Here is a 9601-nt window from a genome sequence, read left to right as displayed (position 1 = left end):
GAAAATCTTTAATGGAGTCTTAGTTATATTTACCGCCTCTACTGCATCTTCTAGGGCTTTTTCAGGGGCGATACGACCCAACCAAGCCAAACTATCTCCAGGAGCATTATTAAACTGATAAAGGTCTAGATCGATGGCACTGCTTAAGATTTCACAGCGATCGCCAAAACTAAAAGTATCTCCTTGAGATTTGGTATATACGCCGAAAGTACCTGGATAGCGAGCGATAACTTGTTCCATAATGCGATCGCTGGCTTCCGTCATCGATCCCATACTGATGAAGTGAGCTATTTTAGTCTCAAAAAAGGGAGTCAGATAAAAAGGCAACCAATCAAAGGCAAAATTTACCAGCAGATCGTATCGATCTTGCACTTGACGGGCATATTCCCACATATTCGCTAGGACGGAATTATCGGGCAGACAAGTGGGTACGTCACGGCTTTGAGTTTGTACGGGAATTTGTAAATTACCAGGAATAGTAATCACTTTAACCCCTTTTAACCAAGAACCTTGTGGAGCGACCACTTCGATCTGATGTCCCCGACGAGATAGCTCTTGGGCGAGATTTTGCACGGTTAATTCGACTCCTCCACCCTGTCCCGAACCTAGAGAACCTACAGAGGTAGAGATAAAAAGGATTTTTAACATTAGTGTTTGTAATGATTGAATGCAAGTTACCGTTTTTTTAAAACTATGTTTTTTGGTTAATTATCTTGAGATTTAACCGATACCAGGGGACTAGATAATCGTTGGAACTGTTCTAATGCCCACCGAACAGTTTGCTGTACTTCTGGATCGGTGTCTAAAGTCATGGTGGATAAACGATTGGTAATCGTATAGGCAGACTGATACAGAAAAGTTAAATCTTGAATGGCATTTTTACGAATATCAGCATTATCATCTTCCAAAGAAGTCAATAAAACTTGATTGATTGTTTCTAAGTTACGCTGGGTAATTTGTGTAACGGCATCTAAAATTAGATTTTTTTCTAAGGAATCTACTTCGGGCATAATTTGTACTAGAGGTTCTACCGCTCTAAAATCATTCGTCTGTCCCAACTCCCAAATTGCTTTCCGTCGCAATTCTTTATTTTCAGCTGGGTTTGCCGAACGATTGCGAAGATCTTTAATCAACTCAGAAACAACATCAATTTCAGTAGTCTCAGAGGCAACGATGGTTAGTTTGCCCAACAAATCAGAATTTACTGTAGGATCGGCTTGTTCGGTTGATTTCTTAGGTACTTCTAATTCTTGGGGTTTTAAGGACTCTGAATTGGATCTGGGTTGGTAGGTAAATTCTTCATCCCAACTCATGCCAATCATGGGAAATGGCAATTCTTCAGTTGGTGGTTTGGCTTCTGCTGAATTATTATCTTCCCTAATCGGTTTGATAGTTTTAAGGTTAGGTTCTTCTTCGACTAGTTGTGGTGATTCTTCTGTATCTTCTAATTTTGCTTCTGGTTTGAGCAGGAAATATAAAATCGATAAATATATGGCAGAGGAGATCACAATACCCAAAAACGACAACCATTTATTGGGTTTGTTCTGGGAATTGGTGCTGGCTTGGTCAACTGGTTGGGCTGAATTGTTTTCTTTTAAACTGGGACTATCGGTTTGAGCAATTTTAATGACGCGATCGAGTTGGAGAGAATTGTCTTGAGGAGAAACTTCTACAGCCAAACTATTAGAATCTAAGCCAAAACTAAATAAAGCAAGATATATAAAGATAAAGCGGAGATCGATCATAGTTATAAATTAGCAGTTCTTTAAACCCAAATTGCAGATATCGAGCTTCATTTCGGCTGTCAAAATTACGAAGACAAATTCCCAAGCTCGATCTTGACTTCGATGGTTGTTGCTTATGGCTGGTAAATAATCAAAAAATATTGAGGAAAAAATTCACTTTCCAAATCGTAACATTGAAATAAGATTAAACTTTCTCCAATCGTAAATCAAATAAATCTAAAGTACGAAGTAGATCTAAAACTATTACAAAATACTATTAAACATAGAAGATATTCAGGAGTTTGATTAAATTGACCGATAAATTCCAGCCATCTCCCCAATTACCCAAGTTACCAACCTCAGCCATAGAATCAGATCGCAGCTTACAAGCTCAAAATCAAAATTGGTTTGAATACCCAGTTAAAGCCCAACCCCATCATACAGATTATGCAGGAATTGTCTGGCATGGCACTTATTTAACCTGGATGGAAGAAGCCAGAGTAGAATATTTGCGTTCGGTGGGTATTGAATTTGCCGATCTAGTAGCTTTGGGTTGTGACTTACCCGTAGTAGACCTTTCCGTACGCTATCATTTGCCCGTGCGCTTGGGAATGTCTGCCATAGTTAAAACTCGCTTAATAGAAACCAAAGGAGTCCGTATTAACTGGGACTATGAAATTCAATCTTACGATCGCCAAGAATTATTTGTCACGGGCAAAGTCGTCTTGGTGGGAGTAGACCGCGAAAAAGGCAAAATCATGCGCCAACTACCCCCCGCAGTCCGCGAAGCATTAATCAAAAGCATTATAGTTTAATTAAACTAACGGCAATATTACCGCCGAAACAAATATCGACATCCGTTCCAGAAGTGCGATCGCGATCGCTATATTTTCCTTGATAGTAGTAAGTATCTCCTTCTTGACGAAAATCCACTGGTAAAGGGTCGATACTAGGCGGGCAATGAATAATTTTAGGTTCTGGTTTATTTGGTTCGAGATGGGGTAAATTGACATTCCAAAAGCTTCCTGGAGGCATAGGACGACCTTGTAAGTCTTGGAGTATTTTTTTCGTCCAATTGGTAGCTAGTTCCCAATCTATGATGAGGGGCTTTTTTATCCAGTGGGAAATGGCTATACCAGGAATACCATGAATGGCTGCTTCTCTAACTGCTGCTACCGTACCAGAAATATAAACATCAGTGCCTAAATTTCCCCCTGCATTAATTCCTGAAAGGACTAATTTAGTGCTAGGTGCTATGTGGGAGATCGCCATGCGAGTGCAGTCAGCAGGAGTACCGTCGAGGGCATATTCTCCTTTTGCCCTGGTTTCTAATTTCAGACCTCGATGGGTAGTTACTTGATGCCCGCAACCAGAATATTGTTGGTTGGGTGCGACAATTATATTTTCCCCTTCTACTGCTTGTTGTAGGGCGCGAATTCCTGGTGCATCTATACCATCGTCATTAGTTAAGATAATCATCGCTTGTTGGGGTTTTTTTAAATAAAAAGACATCCTGTTGATGATAAACCAAATCGAATTGAGACGACTGTTGAAGATCGGTAATCGTTGTTTCAGCATTTTCTATAGAAGTATCCCAACCTAAGTGTTGCAAGCCAATCAATACCGTATCTAAAGAGTTGGCTTCAACTTTGGCAGCATCCCATTCTCCCGTCATTAGTTTAATCGTCGGACGATGGGCGATCGCCGAAGCCAGATAAGCAGTGGTTAAGACGCGATCGCTCGGTTCGACTAATGCGATCGCTCCCCTAACTGCTGCTAAATTGGGAATGACAGGGAAATATCTCGTCGGGAAATAAGTATATTTAGCTAAAGCCAGCCAAGCAACTATTGCCCAAACTATTAACCAACGGGGAGACAGCCAAGGGCGCAGGCGATGTTTTTGTAGGTAAGCCAGAGAGGCAATTAACCAGATAAAGAGAAAGGGAATAATTGGTAGGGAATATTGATGAATTAAATCTCGCTGGCGGGGAAAGTCTGCCAAAATGTTTAACCCCAGCATGGGGAAGGCGGGAATTAAAGTTAATATTTTGCGCCAGTGTAAGCCTAAAAGAATTGGCAACAGTAATAGTAAATAGTAAAACAGGCGATCGCTTGCTAATGCCCTAACTAGAAAAACTTGCGGGTTAGTAATTATGTTCAGGGCAATTTCTGTCATGGAAGTACCTAAAGATTCGTAATGCCAAGTACCTGCCATTTGATGCCCCCCGCGCAAAGTGGGGATTAAGTAACCCGCAGCAAAGATAAACCAAGCCACCCCGCTAAATATACTCAACAAACCATAGATTCTGCGTCGTTCGACAAAAGTCAGCCAAAATCCCAACCCAATTACCGTTAGAGCCAGGGTTTCTTTCGTACTGAGAGTTAGAATAATCGCGATCGCAAACTGCCAAAATAACTTTTTCTTTGCCGCCCACACCGCCCAAATCAATGCAGGTACGGCAATAGTTTCGGGTCTAAATTCCGTATAGAAATTAATATTAAAAATTGCGGGATAGAGAACATAACAAATAGCTATAGCCCTGGAATAATTTACCCCCAAGCCACTATCGCGACTCAAGCCATAGAGAGGAATTGCTCCCATTGCCAAAGCGATCGCCTGTACTCCCAAAAGCCAATGAACGCTGGGATAAATAACGTAGAGCAAAGCTATAGGATAAAAAATAATTGCCCCATGATCGCCAATAATATGTACTCCTTCTAACAAAGTCGAAACAGGTGCTTGACCTTGAGAGAGTAAATAAACCAACTGATCGAAAAATGCCAGATCGTTACCCGCCCGAAATAAAGCCGTTCGCAGACTGCTGAAGAAAAATAAAACTAGACTGGCGATCGCCACTAATATTAGTAAAAAAAAACTGGATTCTCTCGCCCCGCTCTCTCTTTTGACTGCACTCAATTTTTAAATTCTCTCTAGTGTCAATTGCCTATTCTAAAATATGTCAAAAAATAATAGGTAATTGGTAGTCGATAACAAGACTAGACAGACATCTTATCCCAAATTGAGAGAGTTGATGCCGTCGCCTTAATACCGAGCGCCAATTACCTATTTGTTGGTTTTATCGGTCAGTTTGGATCGTGACTGACTAGGACATACTTTGAATGATGTAATCAAAGTAAAGGCTAGCTTCTTGAGCATCATCTTTACTTAAAAGATCGACTGCCGCAGCTTTCAAACAGCGAATTGCATCAACCATTCCTGGTACGGGTACTTCTAAGGAGTTATACATTTCCTTAACCCCAATTAGACCCGATTTTTCGATGGGATCTTTGTCTCCAGCCATCACACCGTAAGTAACTAGGCGCAAGTACCAACCGAAATCTCTCAAGCATTGGTTGTATTCTTTTTGTCCGTAAGCATTACCGCCAAAGGAACGATATTCTGGGTGTTGCTTGAACAATTCTTTACCAGCTTTATCGACGATTTTCTTCTCGTTGTTAGCTAAAGTTTCAGCAATACGCACGCGCTTTTCACCAGTGGTTAAAAAGTTTTTAATGCCTTCTAGTTCTCCGCTACTAGGGTAGCGTAGCTCGTCATCCGCCTTGAGGATAACTTGACTAACTATGCTCATAATATCTGAAGTAGGTTTAATTAAGTTTAATAATTTTAGTATCTCAACTAAGAGAGATTGCTGGCAATATATTGCCATTCCTCGGTTGATAAAGGTTGTACTACTATATCAATCTTAAAAGTTGAGATTGCAGCTTGGATTAAGTTTTGTATTATTTTATCTCGATCGCAGGGTATTTTTCGATACTTTTTAGCATCATCGTCAGATTGCTTAATTTTGTTTAATAAACTTGTTTGTAAATTGTTGTTAAACACTTGGTAGTATAAACTGGGATTGGTATTGAGCATCATTGAACCATGTTGCAAGACTGATTTTCCCCGACGTAGTTGCGCGCTACCAATTACTTTATTTCCTTCGGATGTAACTAAATCTGCCCCTGTGGCAGTAGCAAAACAGTTACTATTTTCTCTATATTCTTTCGTAGCAGTACCGTAGCTTAGCTCGACACCTAGCGATCGCCAGCCGAGAATTAAGAATTCACAAATTTGCTTGTAGACTTGTAATCTTTTTCCTGGAGGAATCGACATTACTATGGCATAAGTTAAATCTCCTTGATGCAATACAGCCCTGCCTCCAGTGGGGCGACGGACAATATCTAAGGTTTCTCCTTGCCAAGTAAGATTTTGCCAAATCTGGGGATATTCTCGTTGATGGTAGCCCAAAGAAATGGCAGCAGGAAGCCAAGTATAGAAGCGGATTGTGGGAGGATGTTGCTGTTGGCGATGTTGCTCTAGTAGATAGCTGTCGATCGCCATTTGCATTGTTCCCGATGTTTCGATGGGAGGTATGTAACGCCAAATATTATTCATTGAATAAATAATATTATTTTTAACTATTTATTGGCTTTATTGGCGTTAAATTCTAATAAATTAAGTTTTTTTTGCAAGTCTTTCTTTTCGATTTTTAATGTAGCTATTTTTTTCTGGGCTCGCCGAAAATGTCCTTTATATGCCCCCAGACTTTTATTACTCGTGCCTAGTTTTTGACGGCGTTGTTGCTCGCGAGCAAATTCTTGTTGTAGTTTTTGATAGGCTAGTTGCAATTCTTGCAATCCACCTTTACATTCTGATTTGAGTTTTTTTAATTCACGATCGCGCTGGGCTACAATTTTATTTAAACTATCGATCTTCAATAACATCTGGCGATCGAAATCATTATTTTTAACCTTCTCAATAGTTTCTCGATAACTACTATGTATCCACTCGTGTTGAGCCTTAAAAGCTCGGCGAGTCGCTTCGTATTTAATTGTATTTAAAATAGCTTCTTTATGAATACCTTTGTGTTTACTTTTAATAGCAATTAATAGGCGATCGTAATTAGTTGCATTATGACGCAGACTATCACAATTAGCTTCAATATATTTTTCTTGATTTCCCGATGTCGAATTAATAATATAAGCTTCTACTCCTTGTCCTCTAGGGGGATGACAGACAATCCGATCTTTCCACCTCTGGATTGTTTCTTCTAGAGTTAGTTGTTGGGTGTCGAGATTTATCTGCATTTGACTAACAAGCTCTATATTAAGTTTAATTAGTTTTAGCAAGCAAACTCAAAAACCGCCAGCGTTATTTAAGTAATAAGTAATAGGTAATAAGTAATAAGTAATAAGTAATGAGTAATAAGTAATGAGTAAATGAGTCTTTTGGTAAAAACTTTTTTAGAATATTGGTTTTATGCTGTAGAGTTACCCACATCAGCAAGGGATTTCTAAAAGTATTTCAAATTACTTTTTGTTGAAAATAACGGGAAGCATATCCCGACAAAGACAGATAATGCCGATAAATACTGTAAAAAATTCTAAACGCCCCAAAAACATACCGATAATTTGCGTCCAAAGTAACCCTGTGGGTGCATCGGGAGAAGTTACCCCAATTGATAATCCGACTGTGCTTAAGGTACTGGCATATTCAAACAAGCTTTCGGGTATTGAGTAGCCATAAGCAGCAGTAATAATTACGCCAACGGTAAACAGTATTAGATACAGAAAGACAAATAAGGCGATGGTTTTAATTTGATTATCGCTAAAAAACTTACGGCGATCGCCTTGCCAATAGTCGGCTTCGGAAACTGCTCTTTCGGGTAACAACATACTTTTGATTTCCAAAATTAAGGCTCGATACAAGGCATAGATGCGAAACTGTTTGATACCTCCCGCAGTCGCCCCCGTACCACCACCAATCAGCATTAAAATAATCATAATCGTCCACCCCAAGCTATTCCAGTCGCCATAACCAACGGTAGAAAAGCCAGTAGTAGACAAAGCGGTAATGACTTCAAAAATCGCCACGCGAATTGATTTGCCGACAGTGGGATATAGCCCGATACCAACCCCAAATAAAATAACGAGGATACACAGGGGAATCAATAACGCCTGTAATCTTACTTCTCCGTTACGAACGACGGTTTTAAACTTACCTCGGAGCAAAAAATAACCAGTAACAAAATTCAGCGTACCCAATAGCATCAAGACAATAGTAACTGCTTCTACCGCAGGAGAATCCCAGTAGCCAATGGAATCACTGCGGGTGGAAAATCCTCCCGTAGATAAAGCTGCAAAAGCATGGTTCACCGCATCAAACCAACCCATTCCTGCAATTACCAAAGCAATTATTCCGACTACACAATAACCAGAATAAATACTTAAAACCAATTTAGCCGATCGCCTGACGTTGGGGGCTAGCTGTTCGCTTCTACCTTCAGCCGTAGTCAAACCCGAACCGATAGGACCGGCGATCGCACTTAAGGTAATAATCGCCAACCCCGCACCACCAGCTAGTTCGATATTGCTGCGATAGAGTAAAATTAACTTAGAAGCCTGTTCTACATCCACCACCGATAAACCCGTCGTCGTCCAGCCGCTAGTAGACTCAAACATCGCCTGGGTAAAACTTAAGCCCTCTAAAGCTATAAAAGGGAAGATTCCCACAACAATCGCCAGTAACCAGGTCAAAACCACAATCACCGCCCCTTCCTGAACCGATAAACTGACATTCCCCTTGGGAGTAAGCGATCGCCATAAAATCAACCCCACAGCAACCAAAGCCAGTCCTGGTAGGGCAAAAGCCCAACCCAGAGCTAATTCTTCTGGATAAAAAAACAACGCCAACAACGGCGATAAAATTACCAATCCCGCGATCGCACAAATCAAACCCGTATAACCGACAATAGCCCGATAACGCTGACGCAGATAATTACTATAACGATTGATTTTATTTTTATTTTTAGTCAATAACATTACTGATAACTGTTCACTAATAACTGACGACTGTTTACTCTGCCCCTAATAACCGCAACAATTCCCCGTAATATTCAGGTTGGCTGATTAAGATCAGGCGATCGCCCATTTGTAAAATCGTATCCCCACCTGGAACTAAGACATCTCCCTGACGTAAGATCGAGCCAATTAAAGTTCCTGTAGGGAGTTGTAAATCGTCGATGGTTTTTCCTGCTATTGAGGAAGTATCTGACAGGGCAATTTCGGTAACATTGATCTTTCCTTCGGCTACTGGCAATAGGTTTTTAATCTCGTCGGAACTAGTTTGCTGTTCGATCAGGTTGGCAATAATTTCGGTGGCGGAAAAAACCACGCTAATTCCCAATTTCTCAAAGATAGGACGATTTTCAGGATCGTTAACCAAAGCCACCGTTCGAGGTACGCCATATTCTTTTTGGGCGATTTGACAAGCAATTAAATTATCTTCGTCATTGATAGTCAAACTCAAAACAACATCAGCCTGATACGCACCTGCTTGGGCAAGAATACCAGGATTACTGCCATCTCCTTGAATTATGGTTGCTTTGAGATTTCGCGAAAAAGCGATCGCTTCAGCATCATCAGCATTAATTACCGTCAGATTATGACCTTTACTAATAAATTGTTTACTTAAAAAATAAGCTAGCTTACCACTACCAATTAAAATAACTCTCATTTCATTTATCATTAAGCATTAAACATTTATCATTAAGCATTAAACATTTGCCTTTAATTTTTTCAAGTTCAGTAGATAAATAACTGACCTTACGTGACACAATCTAAAAACAATAGTCAGTTTTGATTGGAAGATAAAAGCAAATAGGTGATACCTATTCCCTATTCCCTATTCCCTATTTCCCTGCTTTATAGATTAATTTTGCACGACTAGTTAATTTAACTAGGAAGATTGGCAATAAACGCATCGGCTGATAATTGAGTAGGGCTAATAGTTGCAATGCCAAAGTTGCGATAAATTTTTTCTCTAGCAGGATCGAAAACGCGTGCCAAAACCGTAGAAACCTGGAAAATATTTT

General features: G+C 40.1%; 10 protein-coding genes. 1 reads left to right on the top strand and 9 read right to left on the bottom strand.

What is annotated here, in order from left to right; genetic code table 11:
* Positions 1-648 (bottom strand): glycosyltransferase (locus AC33VI_RS19590; protein ID WP_491783943.1); only part of this gene is annotated, 648 nt, incomplete at its 3' end.
* A 56-nt stretch (positions 649-704) separates the two neighbouring features.
* Positions 705-1745: a HEAT repeat domain-containing protein gene (locus tag AC33VI_RS19585; protein ID WP_491783942.1), complete on the bottom strand. Its 1041-nt coding sequence runs from the start codon at positions 1743-1745 to the stop codon at positions 705-707.
* Between the two features lie 290 nt (positions 1746-2035).
* On the opposite strand from AC33VI_RS19585, the gene AC33VI_RS19580 reads away from it, so the two are divergent.
* On the top strand, positions 2036-2539 hold the full coding sequence (locus tag AC33VI_RS19580) for an acyl-CoA thioesterase (protein WP_491783941.1): 504 nt from the start codon (positions 2036-2038) through the stop codon (positions 2537-2539).
* Here AC33VI_RS19580 and surE read toward each other — a convergent pair.
* The 7 genes from surE to AC33VI_RS19545 form a co-directional block, all read right to left on the bottom strand.
* Positions 2529-3203, bottom strand: coding sequence for a 5'/3'-nucleotidase SurE (surE, locus tag AC33VI_RS19575; protein ID WP_491783940.1), 675 nt, complete (start codon positions 3201-3203; stop codon positions 2529-2531). The genes AC33VI_RS19580 and surE overlap by 11 nt on opposite strands.
* Positions 3187-4641: a DUF2079 domain-containing protein gene (locus AC33VI_RS19570; protein WP_491783939.1), complete on the bottom strand. Its 1455-nt coding sequence runs from the start codon at positions 4639-4641 to the stop codon at positions 3187-3189. Before AC33VI_RS19570 ends, surE begins: the two co-directional genes overlap by 17 nt.
* Positions 4642-4828: 187 nt before the next feature.
* On the bottom strand, positions 4829-5314 hold the full coding sequence (locus tag AC33VI_RS19565; RefSeq protein WP_491783938.1) for an allophycocyanin: 486 nt from the start codon (positions 5312-5314) through the stop codon (positions 4829-4831).
* Positions 5315-5361: 47 nt separating this feature from the next.
* Complete coding sequence (locus tag AC33VI_RS19560; RefSeq protein ID WP_491783937.1) at positions 5362-6123, bottom strand: lipoate--protein ligase family protein; 762 nt, start codon at positions 6121-6123, stop codon at positions 5362-5364.
* Between the two features lie 23 nt (positions 6124-6146).
* On the bottom strand, positions 6147-6815 hold the full coding sequence (locus tag AC33VI_RS19555; RefSeq protein ID WP_491783936.1) for a hypothetical protein: 669 nt from the start codon (positions 6813-6815) through the stop codon (positions 6147-6149).
* Between the two features lie 222 nt (positions 6816-7037).
* Positions 7038-8543: a TrkH family potassium uptake protein gene (locus AC33VI_RS19550; protein ID WP_491783935.1), complete on the bottom strand. Its 1506-nt coding sequence runs from the start codon at positions 8541-8543 to the stop codon at positions 7038-7040.
* 40 nt (positions 8544-8583) lie between these two features.
* Positions 8584-9255 (bottom strand): potassium channel family protein, encoded by a 672-nt coding sequence (locus AC33VI_RS19545; protein ID WP_491783934.1) that lies wholly within the window; start codon positions 9253-9255, stop codon positions 8584-8586.
* Positions 9256-9601 lie beyond the last annotated feature (346 nt).

It is taken from the genome of Waterburya sp. (assembly GCF_058530065.1).
The sequence above is the reverse complement of the archived record's forward strand: the minus strand, read 5'-3'. Positions and strand labels throughout refer to the sequence as shown.

Bases quoted from the DNA above. Each gene is read 5' to 3' on its own strand.
- AC33VI_RS19585 (WP_491783942.1), bottom strand. From the start codon at position 1,745: ATGATCGATCTCCGCTTTATCTTTATATATCTTGCTTTATTTAGTTTT.
- surE (WP_491783940.1), bottom strand. From the start codon at position 3,203: ATGATTATCTTAACTAATGACGATGGTATAGATGCACCAGGAATTCGC.
- AC33VI_RS19565 (WP_491783938.1), bottom strand. From the start codon at position 5,314: ATGAGCATAGTTAGTCAAGTTATCCTCAAGGCGGATGACGAGCTACGC.
- AC33VI_RS19560 (WP_491783937.1), bottom strand. From the start codon at position 6,123: ATGAATAATATTTGGCGTTACATACCTCCCATCGAAACATCGGGAACA.
- AC33VI_RS19555 (WP_491783936.1), bottom strand. From the start codon at position 6,815: ATGCAGATAAATCTCGACACCCAACAACTAACTCTAGAAGAAACAATC.
- AC33VI_RS19545 (WP_491783934.1), bottom strand. From the start codon at position 9,255: ATGATAAATGAAATGAGAGTTATTTTAATTGGTAGTGGTAAGCTAGCT.